This window comes from Ochrobactrum sp. PL_is501 (assembly GCF_055816895.1).
This window is the reverse complement of record NZ_JBVPGR010000036.1, coordinates 116,892-143,433: the sequence shown is the minus strand read 5'-3', so window position 1 is coordinate 143,433 and position 26,542 is coordinate 116,892. Positions and strand designations below refer to the sequence as shown.

27 protein-coding genes and 1 pseudogene are annotated in these 26,542 nt (G+C 58.3%); 19 read left to right on the top strand and 9 right to left on the bottom strand.

Annotated features, from left to right (window positions below; genetic code table 11):
- Positions 1-10: 10 nt before the first annotated feature.
- Complete coding sequence (locus AC0TOF_RS14070; protein ID WP_122003165.1) at positions 11-418, bottom strand: hypothetical protein; 408 nt, start codon at positions 416-418, stop codon at positions 11-13.
- A gap of 187 nt (positions 419-605) precedes the next feature.
- On the opposite strand from AC0TOF_RS14070, the gene AC0TOF_RS14065 reads away from it, so the two are divergent.
- Both AC0TOF_RS14065 and AC0TOF_RS14060 read left to right on the top strand, forming a co-directional pair.
- A complete protein-coding gene (locus AC0TOF_RS14065) occupies positions 606-1,577 on the top strand; it encodes an L-threonylcarbamoyladenylate synthase (RefSeq protein ID WP_473768718.1) in 972 nt (323 codons plus the stop codon).
- 28 nt (positions 1,578-1,605) lie between these two features.
- Positions 1,606-3,018, top strand: a complete 1,413-nt coding sequence (locus tag AC0TOF_RS14060) for an FAD-binding oxidoreductase (protein ID WP_473768717.1) — start codon at positions 1,606-1,608, stop codon at positions 3,016-3,018.
- A gap of 66 nt (positions 3,019-3,084) precedes the next feature.
- Here AC0TOF_RS14060 and AC0TOF_RS14055 read toward each other — a convergent pair.
- Positions 3,085-3,297 (bottom strand): annotated as a pseudogene (locus AC0TOF_RS14055) (hypothetical protein).
- Here AC0TOF_RS14055 and AC0TOF_RS14050 point away from each other — a divergent pair.
- Positions 3,287-3,853: a DUF6101 family protein gene (locus AC0TOF_RS14050; RefSeq protein ID WP_122003170.1), complete on the top strand. Its 567-nt coding sequence runs from the start codon at positions 3,287-3,289 to the stop codon at positions 3,851-3,853. The pseudogene AC0TOF_RS14055 and the gene AC0TOF_RS14050 overlap by 11 nt on opposite strands.
- A gap of 148 nt (positions 3,854-4,001) precedes the next feature.
- Here the strand turns inward: AC0TOF_RS14050 and AC0TOF_RS14045 are convergent, their stop codons facing one another.
- The 3 genes from AC0TOF_RS14045 to purD all read right to left on the bottom strand — a co-directional run bounded on the left by AC0TOF_RS14045 (position 4,002) and on the right by purD (position 8,229).
- Complete coding sequence (locus AC0TOF_RS14045) at positions 4,002-4,751, bottom strand: crotonase/enoyl-CoA hydratase family protein (RefSeq protein WP_473768716.1); 750 nt, start codon at positions 4,749-4,751, stop codon at positions 4,002-4,004.
- Positions 4,752-4,753: 2 nt separating this feature from the next.
- The gene (locus AC0TOF_RS14040) at positions 4,754-6,532 is read right to left on the bottom strand and encodes an acyl-CoA dehydrogenase family protein (RefSeq protein ID WP_473768715.1); all 1,779 of its coding nucleotides are present in this window, start codon (positions 6,530-6,532) and stop codon (positions 4,754-4,756) included.
- 416 nt (positions 6,533-6,948) lie between these two features.
- Complete coding sequence (gene purD, locus AC0TOF_RS14035) at positions 6,949-8,229, bottom strand: phosphoribosylamine--glycine ligase (RefSeq protein ID WP_473768714.1); 1,281 nt, start codon at positions 8,227-8,229, stop codon at positions 6,949-6,951.
- A 142-nt stretch (positions 8,230-8,371) separates the two neighbouring features.
- Here purD and ubiA point away from each other — a divergent pair, with 142 nt between their 5' ends.
- Positions 8,372-9,373, top strand: coding sequence for a 4-hydroxybenzoate octaprenyltransferase (ubiA, locus tag AC0TOF_RS14030; RefSeq protein ID WP_473768713.1), 1,002 nt, complete (start codon positions 8,372-8,374; stop codon positions 9,371-9,373).
- 40 nt (positions 9,374-9,413) lie between these two features.
- Here the strand turns inward: ubiA and pdxH are convergent, their stop codons facing one another.
- The gene (pdxH, locus tag AC0TOF_RS14025; RefSeq protein ID WP_122003175.1) at positions 9,414-10,025 is read right to left on the bottom strand and encodes a pyridoxamine 5'-phosphate oxidase; all 612 of its coding nucleotides are present in this window, start codon (positions 10,023-10,025) and stop codon (positions 9,414-9,416) included.
- Between the two features lie 192 nt (positions 10,026-10,217).
- Between pdxH and AC0TOF_RS14020 the strand changes: the two genes are divergently transcribed.
- The 6 genes from AC0TOF_RS14020 to AC0TOF_RS13995 all read left to right on the top strand — a co-directional run bounded on the left by AC0TOF_RS14020 (position 10,218) and on the right by AC0TOF_RS13995 (position 15,699).
- Positions 10,218-11,420, top strand: a complete 1,203-nt coding sequence (locus tag AC0TOF_RS14020; protein WP_473768712.1) for a GGDEF domain-containing protein — start codon at positions 10,218-10,220, stop codon at positions 11,418-11,420.
- A 236-nt stretch (positions 11,421-11,656) separates the two neighbouring features.
- Complete coding sequence (locus AC0TOF_RS14015) at positions 11,657-12,067, top strand: RT0821/Lpp0805 family surface protein (RefSeq protein ID WP_473768965.1); 411 nt, start codon at positions 11,657-11,659, stop codon at positions 12,065-12,067.
- 102 nt (positions 12,068-12,169) lie between these two features.
- Positions 12,170-13,120 (top strand): J domain-containing protein, encoded by a 951-nt coding sequence (locus AC0TOF_RS14010; protein ID WP_122003178.1) that lies wholly within the window; start codon positions 12,170-12,172, stop codon positions 13,118-13,120.
- 145 nt (positions 13,121-13,265) lie between these two features.
- Positions 13,266-14,084: an enoyl-ACP reductase FabI gene (fabI, locus tag AC0TOF_RS14005; protein ID WP_006466187.1), complete on the top strand. Its 819-nt coding sequence runs from the start codon at positions 13,266-13,268 to the stop codon at positions 14,082-14,084.
- A 107-nt stretch (positions 14,085-14,191) separates the two neighbouring features.
- On the top strand, positions 14,192-14,782 hold the full coding sequence (locus AC0TOF_RS14000) for a histidine phosphatase family protein (protein ID WP_122003181.1): 591 nt from the start codon (positions 14,192-14,194) through the stop codon (positions 14,780-14,782).
- Positions 14,783-14,844: 62 nt separating this feature from the next.
- Positions 14,845-15,699, top strand: a complete 855-nt coding sequence (locus tag AC0TOF_RS13995; protein ID WP_473768711.1) for a PhzF family phenazine biosynthesis protein — start codon at positions 14,845-14,847, stop codon at positions 15,697-15,699.
- Between the two features lie 41 nt (positions 15,700-15,740).
- On the opposite strand, the gene AC0TOF_RS13990 is transcribed toward AC0TOF_RS13995, so the two are convergent.
- Positions 15,741-15,992, bottom strand: coding sequence for a DUF1344 domain-containing protein (locus AC0TOF_RS13990; protein ID WP_010658359.1), 252 nt, complete (start codon positions 15,990-15,992; stop codon positions 15,741-15,743).
- Positions 15,993-16,273: 281 nt separating this feature from the next.
- Here AC0TOF_RS13990 and aroC point away from each other — a divergent pair, with 281 nt between their 5' ends.
- The 4 genes from aroC (at position 16,274) to AC0TOF_RS13970 (ending at position 19,835) form a co-directional block, all read left to right on the top strand.
- Positions 16,274-17,368 carry a chorismate synthase gene (gene aroC, locus AC0TOF_RS13985; RefSeq protein ID WP_473768710.1) on the top strand — a complete coding sequence of 365 codons (1,095 nt, stop codon included), beginning with the start codon at positions 16,274-16,276 and terminating at the stop codon, positions 17,366-17,368.
- Between the two features lie 74 nt (positions 17,369-17,442).
- Entirely contained in the window at positions 17,443-18,558 is a 1,116-nt protein-coding gene (gene ribB / locus AC0TOF_RS13980; protein WP_122003184.1) for a 3,4-dihydroxy-2-butanone-4-phosphate synthase, read from the top strand.
- Positions 18,559-18,626: 68 nt separating this feature from the next.
- Positions 18,627-19,577, top strand: a complete 951-nt coding sequence (locus tag AC0TOF_RS13975; RefSeq protein WP_473768709.1) for a histone deacetylase family protein — start codon at positions 18,627-18,629, stop codon at positions 19,575-19,577.
- Between the two features lie 3 nt (positions 19,578-19,580).
- Positions 19,581-19,835 (top strand): exodeoxyribonuclease VII small subunit, encoded by a 255-nt coding sequence (locus AC0TOF_RS13970; protein WP_002963588.1) that lies wholly within the window; start codon positions 19,581-19,583, stop codon positions 19,833-19,835.
- A gap of 21 nt (positions 19,836-19,856) precedes the next feature.
- Here the strand turns inward: AC0TOF_RS13970 and AC0TOF_RS13965 are convergent, their stop codons facing one another.
- Together AC0TOF_RS13965 and AC0TOF_RS13960 are read right to left on the bottom strand one after the other, a co-directional pair.
- The gene (locus AC0TOF_RS13965; RefSeq protein WP_473768708.1) at positions 19,857-20,375 is read right to left on the bottom strand and encodes a DedA family protein; all 519 of its coding nucleotides are present in this window, start codon (positions 20,373-20,375) and stop codon (positions 19,857-19,859) included.
- Positions 20,376-20,477: 102 nt separating this feature from the next.
- Positions 20,478-20,741, bottom strand: a complete 264-nt coding sequence (locus AC0TOF_RS13960) for a GlsB/YeaQ/YmgE family stress response membrane protein (RefSeq protein WP_071633375.1) — start codon at positions 20,739-20,741, stop codon at positions 20,478-20,480.
- A gap of 163 nt (positions 20,742-20,904) precedes the next feature.
- On the opposite strand from AC0TOF_RS13960, the gene AC0TOF_RS13955 reads away from it, so the two are divergent.
- The 5 genes from AC0TOF_RS13955 to AC0TOF_RS13935 all read left to right on the top strand — a co-directional run bounded on the left by AC0TOF_RS13955 (position 20,905) and on the right by AC0TOF_RS13935 (position 26,501).
- Positions 20,905-21,465: a YidB family protein gene (locus AC0TOF_RS13955; protein WP_122003188.1), complete on the top strand. Its 561-nt coding sequence runs from the start codon at positions 20,905-20,907 to the stop codon at positions 21,463-21,465.
- Between the two features lie 124 nt (positions 21,466-21,589).
- A complete protein-coding gene (locus tag AC0TOF_RS13950) occupies positions 21,590-22,510 on the top strand; it encodes a pirin family protein (protein ID WP_473768707.1) in 921 nt (306 codons plus the stop codon).
- A 94-nt stretch (positions 22,511-22,604) separates the two neighbouring features.
- Positions 22,605-24,521: a 1-deoxy-D-xylulose-5-phosphate synthase gene (gene dxs / locus AC0TOF_RS13945; protein WP_473768706.1), complete on the top strand. Its 1,917-nt coding sequence runs from the start codon at positions 22,605-22,607 to the stop codon at positions 24,519-24,521.
- Positions 24,514-25,275 (top strand): TlyA family RNA methyltransferase, encoded by a 762-nt coding sequence (locus AC0TOF_RS13940; protein ID WP_473768705.1) that lies wholly within the window; start codon positions 24,514-24,516, stop codon positions 25,273-25,275. Before dxs ends, AC0TOF_RS13940 begins: the two co-directional genes overlap by 8 nt.
- The gene (locus AC0TOF_RS13935) at positions 25,272-26,501 is read left to right on the top strand and encodes a class I SAM-dependent RNA methyltransferase (RefSeq protein ID WP_473768704.1); all 1,230 of its coding nucleotides are present in this window, start codon (positions 25,272-25,274) and stop codon (positions 26,499-26,501) included. The genes AC0TOF_RS13940 and AC0TOF_RS13935 overlap by 4 nt, the downstream gene beginning before the upstream one ends.
- Positions 26,502-26,542: the final 41 nt, after the last annotated feature.

Below are 26,542 nucleotides of genomic sequence, written 5' to 3'. Positions count from 1 at the left end.
GTCATTTTGCTTATTTTAAACCGGGTCTGAGTTCGAGGGAGCCGAGGTCGGTTTCGCCGGATGCCACGGCCCAGGCATCGCCGACGACACGCACTGGCTTGGCGGGGTCAAAATCCTCCGCTGGCGTGGCGGCGGGTTCAAGCAGGTCGTCCGGGACAGGCTGGCCTTGCATGCGCGCCATATAGGCGCGGGCGCGCTTGCGGCGGGCTTCGATTGCCTTCTGTGCGTCGAGTTCCGCAGCCTTCTTCTCCGCGCAAGGGCCGCAGACCGGCAGGCCGTTGGCGCCAATCTTGTCATAGCCGATATAATCGATGGAGCCGACCTGATAGGTTGTTGGCGCGCTTTCATTTCCGTTTGCGAAAGCAATTGCGGGCAGTCCGATGGCCGTCAGCGAAATAGCGATAAATCGCGATAACATTATTCACCTCACGCATGAATAAAATCACCATGCCCGGAAAAACCTAACAAAACGCAATTTTTCATGCGTAATTGTGATCGTCTTGCCGTGATTGTGTCTCCAGCAGCTCTGAGCTTGCTTGCGCAGGGGCTTGAGCTTGTGTAGGCAGAACGGGCTTAACTTGGGACGCCCGAGAGGCGGAAAACCAGTGTCCGATATAGTCAAATTCGATGATGAGGCAGTCCAGCGCGCAGTGGAGGTGCTGCGGCGCGGCGGTCTCGTCGCCATTCCGACCGAAACCGTTTATGGCCTCGCCGCCGACGCTTCGAACGGCGAGGGTGTGGCCGGAATCTTCGCAGCCAAGGGACGCCCGCAATTCAATCCCCTGATCGCCCATGTAAGCGGCATCGCCATGGCCGAGCGCTATGTCACTTTCGACGTCCTGTCGCGCAGGCTCGCGGAAATATTCTGGCCCGGCCCTCTGACTATCGTTCTGCCGCTGAAAGACAAACAGGATACGGATCGCCCCATCCATCCGCTTGTGACGGCGGGACTGCAAACGCTGGCTATCCGTATGCCGCTTGGCCGTGTGTGCGATATTATCGGGGAGCTGGATAGTCCGGTGGCGGCACCGAGCGCCAACACGTCCGGCCGCATCAGCCCGACAAGCGCCAATGCTGTCGCGGTCGATCTCGGCGACAAGCTTGATCTGATCCTCGATGCCGGTCCATGCGGCGTCGGCGTCGAATCCACCATCGTCAAGGTTGACGGCGATAGGGTGCATCTTCTGCGTCCGGGCGGGCTGGCCGCGGAAGAAATCGAGGCTGTCATCGGTGAAAAGCTGGTGCGCGCCGACCACACTTCCGCAATTCAGGCGCCGGGCATGATGGCCTCGCATTATGCGCCTGACGCGGCAATGCGGCTCAATGTCGGTTCGGTGAAGCCGGGTGAGGCGCTGCTTGCCTTTGGCCCGCAGCGCGTGGCCGGTGCAGAAAGCGCCGCAACGATCATGAACCTGAGTGTAGGTGGCAATCTGTGTGAAGCAGCGGCCAATCTGTTCGATTTCATGCGCAGGCTTGATGCAACGGGTGTCACCACCATCGCTGTCGAACCAATCCCTTTTGACGGTCTCGGCGAGGCCATCAACGACCGTTTGAAACGCGCGGCGGCCCCGCGCTAATCCTCCCTTTGAATTCAAGAGACAGACTATGCTGGACACCGCTCTGATCGAACGCTTCTCCGCCATCGTGGGTGAAAAGAACGCGCTGACCGCGCCGGAAGACCTCGCCGCTTATCTCGTTGAGCAGCGCGATCTTTATCATGGCCGCACGCCGCTCGTTCTTCGCCCCGGTTCGACGGAAGAAGTTGCGGCGATCATGAAGCTTGCCACCGAAACCATGACGCCTGTGGTGCCGCAAGGCGGCAATACGGGCCTCGTCGGCGGACAGCAACCCGATGAAAGCGGTACGGCCATCATTCTGTCGCTGGGCCGCATGAACCGCATCCGCAATCTCGATACGGTCGGCAATCTGGTGACGCTCGAAGCTGGCGTGATCCTGAAAAACCTTCAGGATGCCGTTGAAAAGGCCGGTCGCCTGTTTCCGCTGTCGCTGGGTGCCGAAGGCTCTTGCCAGATTGGCGGCAATCTTGGTTCGAACGCGGGCGGCACGGCTGTGCTAGCCTATGGCAATATGCGCGAGCTTTGCCTTGGGCTTGAAGTCGTGCTGCCGACCGGCGAGGTTCTCAACGATCTTCGTTATGTAAAGAAGGACAATACCGGCTACGACCTGAAAGACCTGTTTGTCGGCTCGGAAGGCACGCTTGGCGTCATCACGGCAGCGGTGCTGAAAATCTTCCCGCAGCCGAAGGGCAAGGGCGTGGCCTATGCGGGCCTGCGCAACCCGGAAGATGTGCTGCGCCTGTTCCAGCTTGCGACCGAACATGCAGGTCCGTCGCTGACCGGCTTCGAACTGATGCCGCGCGTTGGCGTGGAGTTCACCGTGCGCCATGTCGATGGCGTGCGCGATCCGCTCGAAAGCCCGCATGACTGGTATGTGCTGATCGACATTTCCTCCTCCCGCTCGGAAGAGGATGCGCGCACGACGCTGGAAACGATCCTTACCGAAGCATTCGAGAACGATATTATTCAGGATGCCGCCATCGGCGAAAGCGTGGCTCAGGCGCAATCCTTCTGGAAGATGCGCGAGGAAATGTCCTGGGCGCAGAAGCCGGAGGGCGGCTCGATCAAGCACGATATTTCCGTGCCGGTCGCTTCCATCCCTGCCTTCATCCATGAAGCCAATGCCGCGACGCTGGAAATGATCCCCGGTGCACGCGTCGTCTGCTTCGGCCATATCGGTGACGGCAACCTGCATTATAACGTTTCGCAGCCGGTGGGCGCCGACAAGGAAGCCTTCCTTGCACGCTGGCACGAATTGAACCATCGTATCCACACGATCGTTGCGAGCTATGGCGGCTCAATCTCGGCGGAACACGGCATTGGCCAGTTGAAGCGCGAGGAACTGGCCTTCTTCAAGCAGGATATTGCGCTCGACCTGATGCGCCGCATCAAGGCGGCCTTCGACCCGGCGGGCATCATGAACCCCGGCAAGGTTCTGTAAAAGCCGCAATATTACGGAAACAAGACGGGCGGTGTTTACCGTCCGTTTGTTTTAGTAAACGCTTCTTCAGAAGAATTTCCGAATTCTTACCCCTGGTTGCATTCTGCTAACCAAAGGAAAAGGCAGGGAAAAGTTAACCCAACTCATTAAGCTCATAGGTAAGGATCAGCGCCTATTCTCCATCTCAACAAAGAGCAAAAGCTCGACAAGGGAAGTTGGAATAACCGGCTCCCGAGACAAAAGAGACAGAGAGACAGAGGCGTCGAAAATGATGAGCAAGGGACTGAAGCCCGATTGGGCAGGACGGGAATTGCGGCTCGATCCGTTTCACTTTCCGCAGGTCGTGACCTATGCAACCCACGACGGGCGCACCGATGTAACCTTCACCATCAACGAGCGCGGCGCGGTGATCCGGCAGGTTCTGCCGTCAAGCGGCCTGCCCATGTCCATCGCTCTTCCGGCCAACGCATTTGTCGGCGTTGCCGCTCGCGCGGTGGAAGATGAGTTTGGCGAAATCACGGTGACGCTGGAACTGATGCATGAAGATCCGCAGCTTTCCGTTCCCCTGCTTGTCGCACATGATCTGACTGATGTTGCCGCCGACTGGCGCGCCTGGGCCGCAAGCTTCAACCTGCCGATGATGCTGGTCGAGGAAGATGGCGTTGCCCGCCCGCTTTACAAAAGCACCGGCGCGGTCCGCAGCGGCGAGCCGCAGGCTCGCCGTCAGGGGCAGGAGCCGCGCCGCCGCCGTCCGCGTTTTCTCGCCCGCCGCAAGACCGGTACGCTTGGCGTTCGTCTGGTGATCTCGGGCAAGGAAATCATTGCGCGGAACTGATCTTTGGAATTGAATAAGCCACTCGGTTAGAATGGCTTATTACTAGATTTGGCTGACCTCCAAAAAGCCCCCGAATGTCTTGGGGCGCATCCCGAAAAGTGGAAACCGGTTTTCGGAAAAAGATGCGCCCGGAAAAAGACGTTCGGGTTTATTTTTTGCGGCTGAGGAATGCCATGACAGCCTCGCGGGCTTCATCCGAAGTGAGCCGTTCGGCGAAATGCCTGGCTTCACGCGCAATGCGTTCGGAAACTTTTTCAGCGGGCATGCGCATCAGCGCGCGGGCAATCTGCATGGCCTGCGGCGGTTTGGAGGCGATTTCTTCCGCTGCCTTCATCACTTCCGTTTCCAGTGCATCGTCGGCAACGACCTGATAGACGATACCGGCTTCCCGTGCAGCTTCGGCGCTAAAACCGTGGCCAAGCGCCAAGAGAGCGAATGCCTTCTGATGTCCCATCAGCGGTGGAGCCAGCAGGCTGGAAGCCGCTTCCGGTACAAGGCCGAGATCGACAAACGGCGTGCGGAACAGGGCGCGCGACGTTGCAAATGTCAGATCGCAATGCAGGTGGATCGTAGTACCGATGCCGATAGCCAGCCCGTCGACGCCGGAAACGATAGGCTTCTTCGCGCTGGAAAGAGCACCCAGAAAATCCAGAATGTCGTTGCCGAGATCGCCGCCCGATGCCGCGACCATGAAATCCTGCATGTCGTTGCCGGATGAGAACGCCCCCGGAACGCCGAGAAACGCATGTACACGCACCGCGTCATCGGCGTCGCCATCCTTGAGCGCCTTTGCCATGGTGGCATACATAGCGCGCGTGATGGCATTCTTCTTGTCGGCCCGATTGAGCCGGATGATCTGGATCGCGCCATTGCGCTCGATCAGGATATGTTCGCTCATGCTTACGCCTCCAGCGCGGATTTGGCGGCGGCAAGGCTGGCGGCGCCGGTGATGACGGTGTCCTTCAGCGAGGACACTTCGGCAAGCATGTTTTCCGCGAAGAAGCGGCTCAGAACCGCACGTCCGCTATCGTCACCGGCAAGCGCTGCACGCGCGAGATAGGCGCCGCCTGAAACGAGCGACAAGAGGCGCTGGTAAGGCGTGGCTCCGGCAAGGGCAGCCTCAAGCTGTCCTTCCGCCACAGCCTTTTGCAGCCATTCGGTGGCCTCGCGGGCTTGCGCGATTGCCTCGGAAAGACGCGCGCCGGTTTCGCCCAGTTCCGGGCGATTGGATGCGCTGGCCTTGTCGGCATCTGCCTGCAATTCTGCGAGAAAGCCCTTGATGTGCTCGCCTTGCCCAAGCGGCAGCTTGCGCATCACCAGGTCGATGGCCTGAATGCCGTTGGTGCCTTCATAGATTGGGGTAATACGGGCGTCGCGCAGCAATTGTGCCGCACCCGTCTCTTCGATGAAGCCCATGCCGCCATGAATCTGAACGCCCAGCGAAGCGACATCCACGCCTGCATCGGTCGCAAAACTCTTGGCGAGCGGCGTCAGCAGCCCGGCGCGGTCCGACCAGAACTGCTGGTCTGCGCCGTCCGTCGCATGGCTCATGTCGATGGCATGCGCACAGGAATAGGTAATGGAGCGGGCAATCTGCGTCAGCGCCTTCATGGTCAGCAACATGCGCTGAACATCCGGGTGCTCGATGATCGGGCTCATGCCGCCTTTGGGGTCTGCGCCGATGGCACGGCCCTGTTTGCGCTCCTTGGCATAGGCAAGCGCCTGCTGATAGGCGGCTTCGGCCACGCCGACGCCCTGAATGCCGACCAGAAGGCGGGCATTGTTCATCATGGTGAACATGCAGGTCAGCCCGCGATTTTCCTCGCCGATCAGGTAGCCGACCGCGCCCTGTTCCTCGCCCTTCACGAAACCGTCGCCATAGATCATGGTGCAGGTCGGAGAGGCGTGGATGCCCATCTTGTGCTCAAGGCCGGAGCAGAACAGATCGTTGCGGCGGCCAAGCGACCCGTCCTCGTTGACGAGAAACTTCGGCACGAGGAAAAGCGAAATACCCTTTGTGCCAGCCGGGGCATCGGGCAGGCGCGCCAGCACCAGATGCACGATATTGTCGGTCAGGTCATGTTCGCCATAAGTGATGAAAATCTTCTGGCCGAAGATGCGGTAGGTGCCGTCACCGGCACGTTCCGCACGGGTGCGAAGGACACCAAGGTCGGAACCTGCGTGCGGTTCGGTGAGGTTCATGGTGCCCATCCACTCGCCGCTGATGAGCTTTTCGAGATAGATGTCCTTCAGTTCCTTGGAGGCGTGCTTCTCAACCGCTTCGACCGCGCCCATGGTCAGCGTCGGAGCAATGGCAAAGGCCAGCGTGCCGGAGTTCCACATTTCGCTGACTGCCACCGACATCATTGTCGGCAGGCCCTGGCCGCCATAGTCCGGCGTGCCGGTCAGCGAGTTCCAGCCGCCTGCGATCCAGTCGCGGTAAAGCTCCTTCCAGCCCGGCGCGGTGGTGACGACGCCGTCCTTGACGGTCGCGCCATGCTTGTCGCCGGTGATGCGCAGAGGCTCGACGCGCTCTGAGGCAAACTTGCCGGCTTCATCCAGAATGGCTTCCGCCAGATCGGCGGAAAATTCAGGGAAACGGTTGTCATCAAGAGCTTTTTCCAGCCCTGCAACCTTCATCAGCGTATGGGAAATTTCAGAAACCGGCGCGCGATACATCTTTCCTCCAAATATGATTTGCTAGTGGATTGAATTTGACGTTTGCATCCCGACTGACCCACAGGTTGTTTCAAACGTCAAATTCGAAAAATCCACTAGATACATGAAGTTACTAGTGGTCTTTTTGATTCCAACATTTGCTCGGCGCTTGAACCGAGGGATGCAAATGTTGGAATCAGACCACTAGCTTCTCCTCAGAAGCCCCCTGCATCGGCGCTGTTCGCATTCCGGCAGGCGCCAAAACGGCTATCCGACATAAGAGCTATCGGCTTATTACGTAAACGTCAATGTTTTCGATACACGTCATCGTGATGGGATGGCGGGCGGCCATCCACAGGCAAAAAGCCCTCAGCCGCAAGGGCGAGGGCGCTTAAAAAAAGAGGATTATTGCGGGGTGATGAGGCCGATCGGCGATGTCAGGACTGTTTCTCACGCTCGACAGCACGCCAGCCGATATCGGAGCGATAGAAGCCTTCCGGCCAGTCGACGCGTTTCACGGCTTCATAGGCTTTGGCCTGCGCTTCGGCGACCGTATCGGCGATTGCCGTGACGTTCAGCACGCGACCACCATTGGCAATGATGTTGCCGTCCTTCTCCGCCGTGCCTGCGTGGAATACCTTGACGCCATCCATGCCTTCGAGCTTGTCGAGGCCACGGATCACGCTGCCCTTTTTCACATTGGAAGGATAGCCTTCCGCAGCCATCACCACCGTCAGCGCCGGCCGGTCTTTCCAGTTGAGCGAGACTTCATCAAGCTTGCCGTCCACGGCAGCATTGATGAGTGCCAGCAGGTCGCTATCCAGGCGCATCATCAGCACCTGGCATTCCGGATCACCGAAACGGGTGTTGTATTCGATCAGTTTCGGGCCGTCCTTGCCGATCATAAGGCCGAGGAACAGGATGCCGGAGAACGGCGCGCCGATTTCGGCCATGCCGCGCATCGTTGGCTCGATCAGTTCGCGCATGGTGCGTTCGACGATTTCCGGCGTCATCACCGGAGCGGGGGCATAGGCACCCATGCCGCCGGTATTCGGGCCGGTATCGCCATCGCCGACGCGCTTGTGATCCTGCGCCGAGCCGAGCGGCAAAGCGGTCTTGCCATCGCAGATACAGAAGAAGCTTGCTTCTTCGCCGTCCAGAAATTCCTCGACCACCACTTCTGCACCGGCAGAGCCGAACGCGCCTTCGAAGCAGGCATCGACCGCATCGAGGGCTTCATCGAGTGTCATCGCCACGACCACGCCCTTGCCTGCGGCAAGCCCGTCGGCCTTGACGACGATGGGTGCACCCTGCTGGCGGATATAGGCCTTGGCCTTGGGCGCATTGTTGAAGCGACCATAGGCGCCTGTTGGAATATCGAAGCGCGCGCAGAGATCCTTGGTAAAACCTTTCGAGCCTTCAAGCTGTGCCGCAGCCTTGGAGGGGCCGAACACGCGGATACCCTCAGCGCGCATTTCATCGGAGAGGCCAGCCACGAGCGGCGCTTCCGGCCCGACCACCACGAGGTCGATCTTCTTGTCCTTGGTGAAGGCGATCAGCGCCTTGTGGTCATCGACGCTGATGTCGACCAGCTCGGCGACCGTCGCAATACCCGGATTGCCGGGTGCGCAATAGAGCTTTTCGAGCAGGGGAGAGGCGGCAAGTTTCCATGCAAGAGCGTGCTCGCGTCCACCGGAACCGATCAACAGAACTTTCATGCCTTGCTCCCTGTGCTTGAGGTAAGTAAACACTTAACTAACCCGGCTCTGTATTGCCCATCGCACACGCGGGCAAGGGCAGGCTCGCGTTTTTTGCAGAAAAAGCGGGTAGAGTCGTTCAGTTTCGAGAAAGCAGGCGGTCATGCAGCAACCACAGGCGAATTCCGATATCCAGTCGCGCATGGCGCGTGGGCGGGTGAAGGATGCTCCGTCCGGCCATTGGGTTTATCACGTCCTGCCGCACTGGCTGTGGCCTTATGCGCAGCTTGCCCGCTGGGACCGTCCCATCGGCTGGCAGCTTCTGCTCTGGCCATGCTGGTGGTCGGCCGCGCTCGTGGCGGGCGCAGGCGCAAAACCCGGCGATGGAGCATGGGCCGTCATGCCTTCTATCTGGCATCTGTTTCTGTTTCTGGTCGGCGCCATCGCCATGCGCGGTTCTGGCTGCACCTATAACGATCTTGTCGATCAGGATATTGATGACAAGGTGGACCGCACGCGCTCGCGTCCGCTGCCATCGGGGCAGGTCACACGCAGTCAGGCCAAGCTGTTTCTGGTCTTGCAGGCGCTGGTAGGCCTCGTGGTGGTGCTGCAATTCAACTGGTTTTCCATCGGCCTTGGCATTTTCTCGCTTCTGATCGTCGCCGCCTATCCCTTCATGAAGCGAATTACCGACTGGCCGCAATTCGTGCTTGGTCTCGCTTTCTCATGGGGCGCGCTCATGGGCTGGGCCGCGGTGGAAGGCTCGCTCGCGCTTCCGCCGGTGCTGCTCTATTGTGGCGCTATCCTGTGGACGATCGGCTATGACACGATCTATGCACATCAGGACAAGGAAGATGACGCGCTGGTGGGCGTGCGCTCCACGGCGCGCCTGTTCGGCAAGCACACCAAGACGGCGTTGATGGTCCTCTATGGCGGGGCTATCGGCTTCTTCGCGGCAGCTTTCGCCGTGGCTGAGGTGCCGATGCCAGCGCTTGCCGGATTGCTCGCCGCAGGCGTGCATCTCTATCGCCAGATCATCGTGCTCGATATCGACAATCCCGACCAGTGCCTGAAACTGTTCAAATCCAACAATATCGTGGGCTGGCTGATCTTCCTCGGGCTTGTTGTCGGAAGCCTGTGGGTAGCGGTCAAGCCGCTGGTATAAATAAGAAGGCCACCGGAAACGGTGGCCTTGCTTTGTCGGATCAGGGATAGAGCCTGTCCTTGTTCCAGTCGCCCTCCGGCGTCGGCCGCGTGAAAAGCACGCGGTCATGCAGGCGGAAGGCCCGGTCATGCCAGAATTCAATCGAGACCGGGCGGATACGGAAACCCGACCAGTAGGGCGGGCGAGGAATATCGCCTATGGCATATTTGGCGGTATATTCCGCGACTGCCTTTTCCAGCGCGAACCGGCTTTCCAGCGGACGTGACTGTTTGGATGCCCATGCACCGATGCGGCTGCCGCGCGGGCGCGAGGCGTAATAGGCATCGGCTTCGGCGTCGCTGACTTTCTCCACCACGCCGCGCACGCGTACCTGACGCCGCAGCGTCTTCCAATGGAAGCACATCGCGGCCTTTTCCGCCGACAGGATTTCCTTGCCCTTGGTGCTTTCATAATTGGTGTAGAAGACGAAGCCCTGCTCGTCAAAATCCTTCAGCAGCACCATGCGCACATTGGGCAGGCCGTCGGGGTCAACCGTCGCCAGCGCGACCGCATTCGGATCGTTCGGTTCGCTCTGTTTGGCATCGGCCAGCCAGTCGGCAAAGAGCTTGAACGGCTGGGAGGATTCGGTGAAGTCATCGCTTGCGTTTGTCATTTTGGATTTTCAACAGCCTGTCGGAAATTTGTGGGGCATCCTGCCAAAGAATCCCCGCAGTCGGAGTCTAAGGGGAGCTTCTTCGATAACCGCCGTTTTGTCCATCGCTTTGCCGGGATGTGTCGTCGCAGGGCCTGCATGGCTTTACTTGACACACAACTTCTTGTAGGGCGCCCGGTCAAGGTAGGGGCTATGCCAGAACTCGATTTCCTGACGCTCTATATAGTCATATTTTTAAATTCACTGACGGTCTGTATAATCTGGACCGCTATCGCCTTCTCTTATCGGAAGTTCAGGCCGGCCCGGATATGGCTTCTTTCGACGGCACTTCTGCTTGTCGGAGGCTTCGTTCTTTCGCTGCAGGGCAATGAGGGGGCGTTCTGGCCTGCTGTCATCGGCAACACCATCATCATCTACGGATTTTGTCTGGCCTACATCGGCGCGCGCCATTTCTACGGTCAGAGAGGCGGCTGGCGGATGGCAATAGGAATATCGCTCGCAAGTTTCGCCGTCATGGCCGCGTTTCATGCAAGCTGGCAGGGGCGCAACATCGCCTATGCGGTGGGCCAGTCGGCGCCCATGGCGATGACGGTGTTTTACCTGGCGCGGCAAAAGAGCCTCGGTCTCGGCGGCCGTATCGCCATCGTCGCTTTTTTGCTTGGCATCATCGGGCATGCGATCGAGACATCGCTGAACATCGCCGCATGGGCGGGAGAATTCGACCAGTCGCTTTATTTTGCTATTGAGAGTTATGCGCTCGTCTGCGTGATCTATAGCGGCATGATCTGGAATTTCGGTTTTATCGTCATGGCGATGAATCGCCTGCACGGCGATATGGCAAAGGTCGCCGAGACCGATGAATTGACCGGACTCCCGAACCGCCGCCATTTCATGAAAAGGCTGGCGAGGGCGGAACTCGCATTCAGCGAAGACGGGGCGGCTTATACCGTCATGCTGATCGATATCGACAATTTCAAGCAATGGAACGACACATATGGCCATGCGCTGGGCGATCAGGCCCTCGTGCATTTTGCCGATATTGGAGTCGATGTCCTCAATCGGCGCGGCGTGCTGGCACGCTTTGGAGGCGATGAATTTTCGATTCTGCTGCCTGGAATGCATGAACAGGAAGCGACGGAAATCGCACGGGAAATCGTCGGGGCTATCAACCATACGCCGCTTGTTTTCAATGGCCGGAAACTCATCTTGACGGTGAGCGTCGGCATTGCGAGCGAGGAACCGGGTAACGAAACGAGTGATCTCGACGTTTTTGCGCGGGCCGATCTGGCGCTTTACAAGGTTAAGCAGGCAGGCCGAAACGGCTATGCCACCCGCACGACGACGGTGAATGTCCCAGATTCTCCTTTTTCTGAAAGGCAGCTGGTCCCTGGGTGAGCGGTGGCTGCCCAAAGAAAATGGATAGCCGGGAACAACCTTTGACGGCTGAATAATTTGCGGGAGTGGCCGTTGTGCTCCGATTCCGATTTGTTTACCTTTCCGGCACACCGCTTGTTAACTCAAGCTCACTCATAATCTCTGCATCTTAAGCGTGTAGAAATAAGGGAATAGCGTTGGCCGTTGAGACGCTTCGCAACAAATATAATCTCTGGAGCCTCGGCTGCGGCGCGAATGTGCTGCGCAAGGCTGCGATCGGCATATGCCTTTTTTCGCTTGCCGGTTGCGCCATGGGTGGCGTGAGCATTGAAAAAGCCGTCCCTGATTCTTCAACGATCACCGGTTCCGTGAAGCATGCACAGCCAGTCGAAACCGATACCGGCAAGCTTTCCGACCAATCCGCGATAAAGAACGTGGTTTCTGCGCTTAATTTTACGGAATGGGGCAAGAAGCCCGTACCGTGGGCCAATCCCGATACGGGTAGCCAGGGCACGATCACGACAATTGCCGAAAACAGCAAGAACAATCAGCTCTGCCGCGAGTTCGAAACCTCGCGCGAAGCTTTTGACGGCGTTTCCATCTATCGCGGCGAAACCTGCATGCAGCGCGGCGGTCAATGGACCGTGACTTCGTTCGCCCCGATCTGAAAAGAAAAGCCTGACCTGACTGGAACTTTTCCAGACAGATGCGCATATTATGGGCAACGAGTCTTACTCATCTCACAGTCATTTTCCTGAAAGAGGAACTATATGCGCGATCCCTATAGCGTGCTGGGCGTCGCCAAAACGGCGAAGCCCGATGAAATAAAATCGGCTTTTCGCAAGCTGGCCAAAAAGCACCATCCGGATCAGAACAAGGACGATCCGAAGGCGCAGGAGCGCTTCGCAGAACTGAATCAAGCCTACGAAATTTTGGGTGACAAGGACAAGCGCGGGCAATTCGATCGCGGCGAGATCGACGCCGAGGGCAAGCCCGCTTTCCAGGGCTTCACAGGCGGACAGGGCTTCGGCGGCGCACATGGCGACCCGTTCGCCGGTTTCCGGCAGGGCGGCGGCAACAGCCATTTTGAATTTCGTTCCGGCCCCGGCGGCTTTCAGCAGGGCGGTGGCTTCGGCGGCGCAGAAGATATCCTGAACGATCTTTTTGGTGGCGCTTTCGGCGGCGGGGGCAGGGCAGGCGGCGCAAGGCAGCGTGGCCCATCCAAGGGGGCAGACCTTTCCGCCTCCATCGATATTACGCTGGAACAGGCCGCAGGCGCGGAGAAGGTCGAAGCGATTTTCCCGAACGGCAAGCACCTCAAGATCAAACTGCCGAAATATGTCGAAGACGGCCAGACCATTCGCCTGAAAGGGCAGGGCGAGACCTTGATGGGCGGAACGGCAGGCGATGCGCTGGTCACTATCCAATTCAAGGCGCATCCGCGGTTTCGCCTGGAAGGCCGTGACGTGCATGTAGACCTGCCGGTCGAGCTTGCAGATGCGGTGCTTGGCGGCAGGCAGGAGGTTGAAACGCTCGACGGGCGGATTGCGGTGAAAATACCGGCATGGTCAAGTTCCGATCGCGTGCTGCGCCTGAAGGAAAAAGGTCTTCCGCTGAAAGCTGGCGGGCGCGGCGATCTTTATGTTCACGTACGGATCATGCTGCCGGAGGGCGGCGACACGGAACTGGAAGAATTCCTGCAAAAACGCAAACAAGCCTGAACAGGTCTTCAATCGTTTGAAGCCGGGTGTTGTCTCTTTGCGGCAGTAAAGTGACAATGCCCGGCTTTTTCACTGCAATTGCTTGAAGGAGAGCCGAGGCTGTGCGATAGGGCAACAAGTTAATTGTTTTCAATGAGGACCCCTAATGACCGCACAGTCAGGTTTGTTGCAGGGCAAGCGTGGATTGATTCTGGGCGTCGCCAACAACCGCTCCATCGCATGGGGTATTGCCAAGGCCGCTCGCGATGCAGGCGCAGAGCTCGCATTCACCTATCAGGGCGATGCATTGAAGAAGCGTGTCGAGCCTCTGGCTGAAGAGCTTGGCGCTTTCGTTGCCGGACATTGCGATGTGGCGGATGCCGCCAGCATCGATGCTGTTTTCGAGACGCTTGAAAAGAAGTGGGGCAAGCTCGATTTCGTCGTGCACGCCATCGGTTTTTCCGACAAGGACGAGCTGACGGGGCGCTATGTCGATACTTCGGAAGCGAATTTCACCAACACGATGCTGATTTCGGTCTATTCGCTGACGGCGATTTCGCGCCGCGCGGAAAAGCTGATGGCTGACGGCGGCTCGATCCTGACACTGACCTATTATGGCGCCGAAAAGGTCATGCCGAACTACAATGTCATGGGTGTCGCCAAGGCTGCCCTTGAGGCCAGCGTGAAATATCTGGCCGTTGATCTTGGACCGCAGAACATTCGCGTCAATGCGATTTCGGCAGGCCCGATCAAGACGCTCGCCGCCTCCGGCATCGGCGATTTCCGCTATATCCTCAAGTGGAACGAGTACAACGCGCCGCTGCGCCGTACCGTCACCATCGAGGAAGTGGGCGATGTCGGCCTTTATTTCCTTTCCGACCTGTCCCGTTCGGTGACCGGTGAAGTCCATCACGCGGATAGCGGTTATCATGTCATCGGCATGAAAGCGGTCGACGCGCCGGATATTTCGGTCGTGAAAGACTGAAGCAGCGAATATCAAATCCCGAAAAGCTGACCGGCTTTTCGGGATTTTTCTTTCCCGATGCGGGAAAGCTATGCATACAACGACTGACGGCATATTGGGGTAGAGCTGTGGCTCGGGAAATCATCTACTTTTCGCGTCACGGCGAGACGGACTGGAATGTTTCGCAGCGCATTCAGGGACAGCTCGACATCGATATCAATGCCCATGGCCGCACTCAGGCGGATCGCAATGGCGATATGCTGAAATCGCTGATCGGTGACGGCGCGGGCTTCGACTTCGTGGCAAGCCCTCTGCGTCGAACCCGCGAAACGATGGAGCGCATCCGCCTGCGCATGGGGCTCGACCCTTATGATTACCGCACAGACCCGCAGCTGATGGAAGTCAATTTCGGCGATTGGCAAGGCTTCATGATGGAAGACATTGCCAAGGAACGCGAAGATCTCCTCGAAGCGCGCGCCCGCGACAAGTGGAATTTTGTGCCGCCGGGCGCAACCGCTGAAAGCTATATGAGCCTCTCGCGCCGTATCGGGCGCTGGGTGGAAGCTGTGGAATGGCCTACCGTCTGTGTGACGCATGGCGGCTGCATTCGCACGCTGTTTTACCTTTACGGCGATATGGATGGCCACGCCGCCGCTAATCTATCCATCCCGCAGGACAAGCTTCTGAAGTTCGAAAACGGCAAGCTTGAGTGGATTTGAGACACGAGCAGTCGACGACTGAACCGATCAAATATTGAAAGCCACATTTCGGGGGGGGGGGGATGATGCTCGGTTCTAAAGGTCTTACGTTCAAATTTCAGCAGGTCGATGTCTTCGCGTCCCGGCCGTTGGGCGGGAATCCGCTGGCTGTCGTTGTCGATGCAGATAGTTTGGACGACACCCAAATGGCTGCGTTTGCAAACTGGACCAATCTGAGCGAGACTACTTTTCTGCTAAAGCCGACAAAAATCGGGGCAGACTATCGCGTCCGGATTTTCACCCCGTCGCGTGAGTTACCTTTTGCGGGACACCCGACTTTAGGGAGCTGTCATGTCTGGCTCGCTTCGAATGGGAGAGCCGATGGTGGGGAGGTCGTGCAGGAATGCGAGGCCGGATTGATCCGCATACGCAGGAACGGCGACATGCTTTCCTTTGCCGCCCCCGAGCTCATCAGAAGCGATGCCCTTGAACCGCAATTGCTGCAACGTATCGCAGGAGCCTTGCATATCAGCATGGACACTATTGTTGATGCGCGGTGGCTCGACAACGGTCCGGGCTGGCTGGCTGTCCTTCTGAAAAGCAGGGAGGACGTTTTAGCCCTTCGTCCAGATTTCGCGGCAATTTCTGGCCTGCGGGTTGGTGTCGTCGCACCATGGAGACAGGCCGAGGACGATTCCGCTGCCGATTTTGAAGTCCGGGCTTTTACAGCGGCTGGCTTTGAAGATCCGGTTACAGGAAGTCTAAACGCGGGCATAGCCCAGTGGTTGATCGGCAGTGGTATAGCGGACGAATCCTATGTTGCCAGCCAAGGCACTGTCCTTGGGCGGGCAGGGCGCATTCACGTCCGGCGCGAAGTCGATGGCATTTGGATTGGCGGCAATGTCGTTACATGTGTTGACGGGCACGTGACCCTTTAACCGATCATTCAACGCGCGCGAATTAGCCCGTCAAGGTCTGCTTACGGCGCTTCCTGAATATCGGTGATGAAGCGCGTGCTGTCGACCATATCATAAATGATAAGGACCTTCATGCCCTTGTTGATCGCGCTATAATCGAACTCGCCAGGCAGCTTGTATGTCTGGCCGTCATCCAGCGTAATGGTTTCGCTGTCCTTGTTGATACCGGTGATCTTGCCTTCGGCATCGTCCGCCATCGCTACCGTGGAGAAAAGCGAAGCAACGATGAGGATTAATCCGACCAGATAATGCATGACTTCCGTTCCTTTGGTTGTGCCTCGGATTGGGTTGTCGCCTGACCGATTCGACACGATTGTCGCTATTTGGTGTTTTGGCGCGTCGCGCCGGATATCCCACAATGTAACGTGCTGAATGTGTCAAAAAAAATGCCGGATATCGATCTTCAGAAGGAAATTTTACGTCGCCGGAGAGCTTGATTTGACCGGCGTCAAAAAGCCCAATAAAACCGGCCCGTAAAGTAGCTGCTCTCTCCTTGGCCTGCTCCGGACAAGGACAATTTATTCAGGCGTCGCGCATGTCTCACAATAGTTTCGGCCATCTGTTCCGCGTAACCACCTGGGGCGAAAGTCACGGTCTGGCGCTCGGTTGCGTTGTTGACGGCTGCCCGCCCGGCATCACGTTCACGGAAGCTGAAATTCAGGCCTATCTCGACAAGCGCAAGCCCGGCCAGTCCAAATATACCACGCAGCGCCGCGAACCCGATCAGGTGCGCGTGCTTTCCGGCGTTCTTCTGGGCGATGACGGCGTGACCATGACGGCCACCGGCACGCCGATTTCGATGATGATCGAGAATACCGATCAGCGCTCCAAGGATTATGGCGAGATTGCTCGCCAGTACCGTCCCGGCCATGCCGATTACACCTATGACGTCAAATATGGCATTCGCGACTATCGCGGCGGCGGGCGTTCGTCGGCGCGTGAAACCGCAGCCCGTGTTGCAGCTGGCGCCATAGCGCGCAAGATCGTGCCGGGGCTGGAAGTCAAGGGCGCGCTGGTTGCCATGGGCGTGCACGGCATCGACCGCCGTCGCTGGAACTGGTCCGAAGTGGACAACAATCCTTTCTTCTCGCCGGATGCGGGTTCGGTCGAATTGTTCGCGGACTATCTCGATGGCATTCGCAAAAGCGGATCGTCGGTCGGTGCGGTCATCGAGATTGTTGCTGAAGGCGTGCCTGCTGGCATTGGCGCGCCGATCTATGGCAAGCTTGATCAGGACATTGCCAGCCTGCTGATGTCGATCAACGCCGTGAAGGGCGTCGAAATCGGCAATGGTTTCGAGGCGGCGCGTCTCACCGGCGAAGAAAATGCTGACGAAATGCGCATGGGCAATGACGGCAAGCCGTTGTTCCTGTCCAATCATGCAGGCGGCATTCTGGGTGGCATCGCAACCGGCGCGCCGGTTGTGGCGCGTTTCGCGGTCAAGCCGACCTCGTCGATTCTGACCCCGCGCCGCTCTGTCGATAAGGACGGCCAGGAAGTGGATGTGATGACCAAGGGCCGTCATGATCCATGCGTGGGCATTCGCGCCGTGCCAATCGGCGAGGCGATGGTGGCTTGCGCGATTGCCGATCATTATCTGCGTCATCGCGGCCAGACTGGCCGCGTCTGATTCATTTGGGGCCAGACTGGCCATAATCTAACCGGCGATTGGGCCAGTCGGTTGTCTGACATATAGAGGTCGAAATGAGCTATAATCAGAAACAGGTCGTTGATGCGCTTCGTGCATTCGAACGCGGCGAAATCGTTGTAGTCATGGATGATGACGGGCGCGAGAACGAAGGCGACCTGATTGTCGCCGCCGTGCATTGCACGCCGGAAAAGATGGCCTTCATCGTTCGTCATACGTCCGGTATCGTCTGCACGCCGATGACACGCGAGGAAGCCAAGCGGCTCAACCTCGCACCCATGGTTGCTGAAAACGAATCTGCCCACACGACAGCGTTCACTGTTACGGTCGATTACCGCCATGGCACCACGACCGGCATTTCGGCGGAAGACCGCACGCTGACCGTTCGCAATCTGGCCAATCCCAATGCAGGCGCTTCGGATTTCGTGCGTCCCGGCCATATTTTCCCGCTGGTTGCCCGCGAAGGCGGCGTTCTGATGCGGTCCGGCCATACGGAAGCCGCTGTCGACCTCTGCAAGCTCGCAAATCTCCCGCCGATCGGCGTGATCTGCGAGCTGGTCAACGATGACGGTTCCGTCATGCGCGGCCCCGACGTAAAGGCTTTTGCCGAAAAACACGCTCTGCATCGGGTCACGGTTGCCGACCTCATCGCCTATCGCCAGCGCAAGGAAACGCTGGTCAAGCGCGTTGGCGATGCACTCGTAAGCACCTGTGCGGGAAGCGCCCACGCCTACACATATGAACTGCCATGGGAACCGATGCAGCACGTGGCCGTCGTATTCGGCGACATTCGTGACGGTGAGGAAGTGCCGGTTCGCCTGCACCGCGAGGATGTGCTGAACGACGTTTTCGGCAAAGGCAGCAGCAATCTTGACGCCATCATGGAAAAGATGGGCAAGGAAGGTCGCGGCGTACTGGTCTATCTGCGCGAAGGCTCTGTCGGCGTGCGTTCCGATCATCACGATACCCGCGCTCGCGATGCGATCCAGGGCGAGCATGAAAGCCACGCCGAAGCGGTTGCCCGCGAGGAAGAGTGGCGTCAGATCGGTCTTGGCGCACAGATATTGAAGGATCTCGGCATCACGTCGATTGTGCTTCTGGCGTCGCGCGAGCGCCACTATGTCGGTCTTGAAGGCTTCGGCATTCACATCGCCCGCACGGAAATCATCTAACCGCGTTTCAGACAGATCAGGCGCATGGCCGTCATGGTCATGTGCCGGTGAGATGCTATAGTGAAACTATGACGACACGGCTTTACTGGCATCCGATCTATCTGGAACATTTGACACCGCCCGGCCATCCCGAGCGTCCGGATCGCATCCGGGCGCTGATGAGTGAATTGGAGGGGCCGGATTTCTATCGGCTCGACCGGGTTGAAGCACCGCGCGCCGACGAGACGGCTGTACTTCTTGCGCATCCGGAAGAACATCTGGAAGCGATACGCGCCGGAATACCCGAGCCTTCTCTGGACGAGGAAGCACCGGCGCCCGTGGTGCGGCTCGACGGGGACACTTATGTCAGCCCGAAAAGTCTGGAAGCCGCGCTGACGGCAATCGGTGCGGCCACGGCTGCGGTTGATGATGTATTTTCGGGTGCTGCAAATAATGTGTTCGTTGCGGCTCGCCCGCCGGGACATCATGCCGAACGTTCCACAGCAATGGGTTTTTGCCTTTTCAACAATGTTGCGATTGCTGCCCGCCATGCACAGCGCCGCCACAGTGCCGAGCGCGTCGCCATCGTCGATTGGGACGTGCATCACGGAAACGGAACGCAGGATATTTTCAAGGACGATCCAAGCGTCCTGTTCTGCTCGACGCATCAGTTTCCTTTATATCCCGGCACGGGTGCGAAGGATGAAACCGGCGTCGGCAATATCTTCAATGCGCCGCTTTCCCCCGATACGGGAAGTCGCGAATTTCGCGAGGCATTTAATAGTCGTGTATTGCCTGCCTTGGACAATTTCCGGCCAGATTTGATCCTTATTTCGGCGGGCTTCGATGCTCATTTTCGTGATCCGCTGGCCGAGCTTAATCTTGACGAAGCGGATTTTGATTGGGCGACGGGCAAACTCATGGAGCGGGCAGAAAGGTTCTGCGATCACCGGCTAGTGAGTGTGCTCGAAGGTGGATATGATCTAGAGGGCTTGTCGCAGTCCGCGTCTACGCATATTACGCGGCTGTTGAAAGGATGAATCATGGTAACCGAACCGTCCAACGCCGACATTGCGGTAATGAGCTTCGAGGATGCGCTGAAGCAGCTTGAGAAGATCGTCGACGATCTGGAGCGGGGCGACGTGCCGCTGGAGGAATCCATTCGCATCTATGAGCGCGGCGAAGCCCTGAAGAAGCATTGCGACACGCTTCTGAAATCCGCCGAGGACAAGGTGGAGAAAATCCGCATTGGCCGTGATGGGCAGCCGGTCGGAACGGAACCGCTGGACCCTGAGTAATATCGGCCAGAGTGTTTCCGGTCAGAAGAGCGTTTTGAGCTGGGTGATGTAAGGTGCTAAAACGCCGCTCAGCATGTAGGGGCCAAGTCCCCAGGCAAGCGTCCATCCTGCAGCGCCGACAATATTGGTGGCCAGAAAATGCAGCGGGTTCATTTTCATTGAACCCGCAACAATGCCGTTAAGCTGTCGCAGCAGCACGACGAAGCGCGCCGTTGCGACCACATAAATTCCCTTGCTGTCGAAGAGTTTTTCAAACTGCTCCAGACGTTCCGGCGTGAGTTTGACGAGATGGCCGTATCGCAAGATCAGTCGGCGTCCACCAAAACGCCCGATCAGATAGCCTGTGCAATCACCTAGCACCGCGCCAACAAAAACCGCGAGAAGCACAGCTTCGATGTTCAGCGTTCCGTGCAGCGCAAGCAGCGAGCTTGCTATGAGGGCGCTTTCGCCGGGCAAGGGGGCGCCGAATGATTCAAAATATACGATAAAGAAAAGCGCCAGCGCGCCATATGCGGCAATATAAGGTTCCAGAAAGCTCATTGATTTGCAGGTCTTTCGGCAAACGCCGATCTGATCCCAGTCAGATCGAAACACGATAAAAGGCCCCGGACGAGCCGGAGCCTGAAATCTGTATCTATCACATCAACCGATGGAACGCTTGCCGGTAATTGCGTGGTACACCCACAACACGATTATTGAGCCGACTATCGCAATAACAAGGCTGATCGGATCGAACGCGCCGGTGACGCCACGTCCAAAAAGCTGAGACGAAATCACACCGCCGACGATGGCGCCGACAATGCCGAGAGCAATATCCAGGAAAAGGCCCTGGCCGCTTTTATTGACAATCTTGCTGCCGATGAAGCCGGCAATCAAGCCTAGTATTATCCAGCTTATAACAGACATCTAATATCTCCCGATGCGTAAATACACTTTTGCATCACGCACTTAGGAAATTTTCACACTGCTACAAAATTTGCAAGGTATAATGCTTGTCAAAATGGGAAACCCATTTACCTTTATCTTACCGAATGCACCGTTGGCATCGGATAACAGGGAGTATCGTGTGATGGGAAGTTATGACGACAACTCGGGCAATTCGCCTATTCCTGGCGGAAGCCTGGCGAAGCCGGTTCTGATTGCGCTCGGCGCCCTGCTGATCGGCAAGATGTTGAAGGGCCATGGCGACGATACGGCGGCTGCTCCGGCGCAGCCTGTGCCGGTGCCGGATCAATCCCAGGCAGGCGGCGGGCTGCTCGGCGGCATCCTTGGCGGGCTTGGTGGTCTGCTCGGTGGTGCGGCTGCCGGCAATGCTTCTGCGGCTCCCTCCGCGCCGGGACCTCTCGGCGGCGGACTTGGCGGTCTTCTCGATCAACTCAAGCAGGCTGGTCTCGGCGACAAGGTGGATTCGTGGGTTGGTCAGGGTTCCAACCATCCAATCGAGCCAGGGCAGCTTGGCGATGCGCTCGGCCAGAAAACGCTCAGTGAAATCGCGGCGCATGCCGGCATCGATCAGCAGGAGCTTCTGGACCAGCTCTCGCAGGTGCTGCCGGGCTTGGTGGACAAGCTGACGACGAACGGACAGGTTCCCGACACCAGTGCGCTTTCCAAGCTGTTGCAAGGGCGCTGACAGGATTTTGCATGGAGACTGAACCGCACCGCTCGCCGGTGCGGTTTTGTTTTGAATGCGCTTTCGATAAACTGCAATCAGCTCTTATATAAGCTCTACAGATTAATGGCTGGAGTCGCGTTTCATGAGTTTCTTTCCGTGTCCTGATCCGGTTCTTGGCGACAAGACCTCGGTAGATAGCATCGAAACGCTGGTCATCCCGCGTACAAGCGACATTGGCGGGCTGGAAGTGCGGCGCGCTTTGCCAACGGTGCGTCGCCGTCTGGTGGGGCCGTTCATTTTCTTCGATCGCATGGGGCCGGCTGTTCTGCGCGATGGCGATGCGCTGGATGTGCGCCCGCATCCGCATATTGGCCTTTCCACGGTGACCTATCTTTTTGACGGGCATATCCGGCATAGGGATAGTCTCGGCACTGAAATGGTCATCCGTCCTGGTGATGTGAACCTGATGACGGCAGGCCGGGGCATTGTGCATTCGGAACGGTCGCCGGAAGAGGAACGCAACGGACCGTTGTCGATTTCCGGTATTCAGACATGGCTCGCGCTTCCTGACGCACTGGAAGAAATCAACCCGGAATTTTTTCATACCAATGCTCCCGATCTGCCGGTGATGGAGGACCGTGATTTTTCCGGCCGCCTGATCATGGGGGCCATGCTGGGGCTGAAGTCTCCGGTGATCCAGCACGCCGATACGCTCTATGCAGATATTCGAATTGAGCCGAACGGACGTTTCCCGATCCCGCCCGTGGCTGAAGAACGTGCTATCTATACGTTGCAGGGCAATGTCGGCATTGGCGGAGAAGTGTTCCCGCCTGATCGCTTGCTGGCCTTTCGCCCCGGCGACGATATCGTAGTGCAGGCCGGACCGGAGGGAGCGCATATCATGCTTTTTGGCGGTGCGGCCCTTGGCTCGAAGCGCTATGTATGGTGGAATTTCGTATCCTCTTCACGGGAGAGGATTGAGCAGGCCAAGGAAGAATGGCGAACCGGGCGTTTTGATATTGTGCCCGGTGACGAAAAGGATTTCATACCTTTGCCTGAATGAAATGAATTGAGTTGGGACACGATGTCTCCCTGCTTGATCCCGTCGCGTAGCTGCTATACCGACAACAAGGCCGAACCAGAAACAGGTTGTTTTAATGTCCCGACCCCTGACCCCATTGCTCGACAAGGCGCCGACCCCGGATCGCCTGCGTGCATTGCCGGAATCCGACTTGCCGCAGCTCGCGCAGGAATTGCGCGCGGAGTTGATCGACGTGGTTTCGACCACTGGCGGGCATCTGGGCGCGGGATTGGGTGTGGTGGAACTGACCGTGGCATTGCACCATGTCTTCGATACCCCGCACGACCGCATCATCTGGGACGTTGGCCATCAGGCCTATCCGCACAAGATTTTGACCGGGCGTCGCGACCGCATCCGCACATTGCGCCAGACCGGCGGCCTTTCTGGTTTCACCAAGCGCACTGAAAGCGAATATGATCCTTTCGGGGCGGCGCATTCTTCGACATCGATTTCGGCTGGCCTCGGCATGGCCGTCGCATCCGATCTTTCGGGCGAAAAGCGCAATGTGATTGCGGTCATCGGCGATGGTTCCATGTCGGCAGGCATGGCCTATGAAGCGATGAACAATGCCGGTGCGCTGGATGCGCGCCTTATTGTCATTCTTAACGATAATGACATGTCGATTGCGCCGCCGACCGGCGCAATGAGTGCTTATCTGGCGCGTCTCGTCTCCGGCAAGACTTACCGCAGCGTCCGCGAAGCCGCCAAGCAGGTCGCCAAAAAACTGCCGAAGTTCCTTCAGGACAAGGCCCGCAAGTCGGAAGAATATGCGCGTGCCTTTTTCACTGGCGGCACGCTGTTTGAAGAGCTTGGCTTCTATTATGTCGGCCCCATTGACGGGCATAATCTGGATCACCTGTTGCCGATCCTGAAAAATGTGCGCGACACGCAGGAAGGCCCGGTACTGATCCACGTGGTCACGCAAAAGGGCAAGGGTTATGCGCCTGCGGAAGCTGCCGCCGACAAATATCACGGCGTCAATAAATTCGACGTCATAACCGGTCAGCAGTCGAAGCCGCCCGCAAATGCGCCGAGCTATACCAAGATTTTCGGCACCAGCCTTATTGAAGAAGCTCGCCACGACGACAGAATAGTGGCGATCACCGCCGCCATGCCGTCGGGCACCGGGCTTGATCTTTTTGGCGAGGTGTTCCCGCAGCGCACATTCGATGTCGGCATTGCCGAGCAACATGCGGTGACTTTCGCCGCCGGTCTCGCAAGTGAAGGTTTCAAGCCGTTCTGTGCGATCTACTCCACCTTCCTGCAACGCGGTTACGATCAGGTCGTGCACGACGTTTCGATCCAGAACCTGCCGGTGCGCTTCCCTATCGATCGCGCCGGTCTGGTTGGGGCCGATGGCCCGACCCATGCAGGCTCGTTCGATACAGGATTCCTTGCCGCTCTCCCCGGTTTCGTGGTGATGGCCGCTTCCGACGAGGCCGAACTGCGCCATATGGTGCGCACGGCCGCTGAATATGACGAAGGTCCGATTTCCTTCCGCTATCCGCGCGGCGATGGTGTCGGTGTCGATCTGCCTGAACGCGGGCAACTGCTTCAAATCGGCAAGGGGCGCATCGTGCGCGAGGGCACGAAGGTCGCGCTCCTCTCCTTCGGAACGCGCTTGCAGGAATGTCTTGCCGCCGCCGATGAGCTGGGCGCTGCCGGTCTTTCGACCACGGTTGCTGATGCACGTTTTGCCAAGCCGCTCGATCATGATCTGATCCGCCGTCTGGCGCGTGAGCATGAAGTGCTGGTGATGGTGGAAGAGGGTGCGGTTGGCGGTTTTGGCAGCCACGTGCTGCAATTCCTCGCCACGGACGGACTTCTGGATCGTGGCCTCAAAGTGCGCGCGCTGGCCTTGCCGGACAGCTATCAGGATCACGGCAAGCCGGACGCCATGTATGCCGAGGCCGGTCTCGACCGGACGGGCATCGTACATGCGGTGTTTGCCGCTCTTGGCCGCGACCAACTGACTACCTCCCACCGTGCCTGAACCGGGTGGCGATAAGAACCTGCGGCTCGACCAGTTGCTGGTGGAGCTTGGGCTGTTTGCAACGCGCTCGCGGGCGCGGGATGCAATCCAGCGCGGCACGGTCAAGGTGGACGGCAAGCCCGTCACCAAGCCGGGCCAGACGGTTCCGCGCACGGCGAAGATCGCCGTTGATGATCCGGCAAGCGCCTATGTTTCTCGTGCTGCCCTGAAACTAATCGCGGCGCTCGACCATTTCGACGTCGATGTGAAAGGGCGCACAGCGCTCGACATTGGCGCTTCGACAGGCGGCTTCACGCAGGTGCTTCTGGAGCGGGGTGCAAGCCATGTTCTGGCTATCGATGTCGGCCATGACCAGTTGCATGAATCCCTGCGCGCCGACCCTCGTGTAACCAACAAGGAAGGGCTCAATGCTCGCGGGCTTGAGCTCTCCCATCTGGATGGGCGCGAAATCGATTGCGTGGTTTCGGATGTCAGTTTCATCTCGCTCAAACTGGCCTTGCCCCCGGCATTGGCCTTGGCGCAAAAAGATGCTATCTGCGCGCTTCTCGTAAAGCCGCAATTTGAAGCGGGGCGCGAGGCCATCGGCAAGGGCGGCATTCTGCGCGATCCGAAAGATGGCGAACGCATTGCGGAAGAACTGAAATCGTGGCTGGAGACGCAGGCAGGTTGGCGTGCGCTCGGCCTCTGCCCATCGCCTATCGAAGGCGGAGATGGCAATCGTGAATATCTCCTGGCAGGAAAGAAAGACCGATGACGACCCAGATTACAATCCGCTCGATTGGTGCGGGCGGCGATGGCGTCGCCAACCTTCCAGACGGCCAGATTTATGTGCCTTTCACGCTGCCGGGCGAGGTGGCCAATGTCGCGCGTGACAAGAACCGAGCGACGGTTATGGCTCTTCTGGAAACATCGCCTGAGCGTCAGGCGCCCGCCTGCCAGCATTTCGAGGATTGCGGTGGCTGCGCCTTGCAACACTGGCAGGATGAACCCTATCGTCTGTGGAAGCGCGAACTGGTCGTCTCCGCGCTGAAGGGCAGGGGGATTGATGCGGAAGTTGCGCCTCTGGTCGCTTGCCAGCCGCGTACGCGCCGCCGCGCTGTTTTTGCGGCACGCAAGACGGAGAAGGGCGTCCTGCTTGGCTTCAACCGTCACTTGAGCCACGAAATCATCGACATCGTTGAATGTGCGGTAACTGTTCCCGAGATCATTGCGCGGCTTGACGATTTGCGTGAAGTTGGTGCTTTGATCGCGCCTGGCTCCAAGCCCTTCAAGCTGGCGGTGACGTTGACTGCATCCGGTCTTGATCTCGCGGCGAGCGGCTGCGGCAAGCTGAGCGACGATCAACGGCGCGCGCTGACCGCTCTTGTCATGAAAAAGGGCTTTGCGCGTCTTTCGCATGAAGGCGAAATCATCGTTGAGCCGAAAAAGCCGCTCATTCACTTCGGTAAGGTGCCGGTGCCGGTGCCGCCCGGCTGCTTCTTGCAGGCAACGACCGATGCGGAAGAAGCAATGGTGCAGCTGGTGCTGGATCATTTCGGCAAAGCCAAGCGTGTCGCGGACCTGTTCTGCGGCGTCGGCACATTTGCGCTGCGGATTGCGGAAAAGAGCGCGGTTCATGCGGTCGAGAACGACGCGCTGGCGCTTGCGGCTCTTGATCGAGGCGTGCGCCATGTGCAGGGCTTGAAGCCCGTCTCGGTTGAGCGGCGCGATCTGTTCCGCCGGCCACTGATGCCGAAGGAACTGCTGACCTACAATGCCGTGGTTTTCGATCCTCCGCGGGCAGGCGCAGAAGAGCAGGCGCTTGAACTGGCAAAATCCAAGGTGGAAAAGGTTGTCGCGGTTTCGTGCAATCCGGTGACGCTGGCTCGCGACCTCGCCATTCTGACAAAAGGCGGTTATCGCGTCACGCGTGTCACGCCGATTGACCAGTTCCTCTGGTCGCCGCATGTTGAAGCCGTGGCGACACTGGTGAAGAAGTAAATCGATAAATGCCGGGCTCGATCACCCGGCATTTTCATTTC